A 1,484-nucleotide genomic window follows, 5' to 3' on the forward strand; every position below is an offset into this window, starting at 1 on the left:
AACAAGAACAGCAATAATGATAAAGCCGCTTCCATAAGCGGCTTTTTTACGCTTGATGATTGAGATAACTCGCTTTAGAATAGTTAGCCTTGCTAACTAATTGGTGAATCTTTATGGCCTTAGAAGAGAGTTTGATCGATTTGGAGCGTTTTTGCGCCAAAGCTTGGCGTGTTTACGCTAAAGAAGATCCATTGTCTCATCTTAGCTTTAACGAATTTGATTACTTACGCGTAATTCAGGTGTTTCCTGAAGGCGTTCGTATTACTGATCTTGCCGACGAGTTACAGGTAACCAAACCTTCTGCCTCCAATATGGTGGTGCGTTTAGAAAAGAAAGGGTTAGTGAAGCGTATTGCTTGCAATGAAGATGCTCGCGCAAAGCGTGTCTTACTGACGGAAGATGTCGCTGAAAAAATGTCTTTAGAGCAAATTGTTTATAAGGATATTTCGGATCAAATGATGCTAAAGCTAAACGAACAAGAAGCCAAACAATTGCAGTCGCTACTCAATAAAGCGCTTGGAAATTAATTCAAAAATTCATTTATTTAACTATTTAGTTAGCTTTGCTAACTATTGGTGAGAATCATGCAAAACTCCATTTATAAACAGTTTTGGAAATATACCATTCCAACTGTCGCAGCCATGTTGGTCAATGGGCTGTACCAAGTCGTCGACGGTATTTTTATTGGCCGTTACGTTGGCGCTGACGGATTGGCGGGCATCAATGTTGCTTGGCCAGTGATTGGTAGCATTCTGGGAATAGGGATGATGGTTGGTGTGGGAACGGGAGCCCTGACTTCCATCAAGCAAGGAGAGCAAGATCAACAAGGTGCGAAACGGGTCTTAACCACAGGCTTGCTATTTTTGTTGGCCTTGATGCCTATTGTCGCAACGATTCTGTTTTTCTTTGCTGATGACTTTATTCGTTGGCAAGGCGCTCAGGGGCGAGTGTATGAGTTGGGCTTGCAATATCTCCAGATACTAATCGTCGCGTGTATTTTTTCACTTGGCTCTATTGCGGTTCCATTCTTGCTACGTAACGACAACAGCCCTAACTTAGCCACAATTTTGATGGTGATAGGTGCAATCATTAACATTGTGTTGGACTATGTTTTCATTGCTTGGATGAACTGGGAGCTAACAGGAGCGGCTATTGCGACCGCATTGGCACAGATGGTTGTCACCGTGCTAGGTGTGGGCTACTTCTTCTCTTCTAAAGCGAAGTTACGTCTAACATTTAGAGAGTTGAAAGTGCAATTGGATGCTATTCCTAAAATTGTGCTTATCGGGACATCCAGCTTTTTTATGTACGCTTATGGCTCTACGATGGTAGCTCTGCACAACGCGTTATTCGCACAATACGGCAGCCCGCTTTTGATCGGCGCTTACGCCATTTTAGGTTATATTGTGACGGTCTATTACCTCGTGGCGGAAGGCATTGCCAATGGTATGCAGCCTTTGGTGAGCTACAACCATGGCGCACGA

2 protein-coding genes are annotated in these 1,484 nt (G+C 43.5%); both read left to right on the forward strand.

What is annotated here, in order from left to right; translation table 11 throughout:
- Window positions 1-113 precede the first annotated feature (113 nt).
- Window positions 114-527 (forward strand): MarR family winged helix-turn-helix transcriptional regulator, encoded by a 414-nt coding sequence (locus tag R7Q47_RS24250; RefSeq protein ID WP_005481594.1) that lies wholly within the window; start codon window positions 114-116, stop codon window positions 525-527.
- 57 nt (window positions 528-584) lie between these two features.
- Window positions 585-1,484: sodium-coupled multidrug efflux MATE transporter VmrA (gene vmrA / locus R7Q47_RS24255; RefSeq protein WP_318089758.1), on the forward strand; the 900-nt coding region annotated here is incomplete at its 3' end.

It is taken from the genome of Vibrio sp. Vb0349 (genome assembly GCF_033338975.1).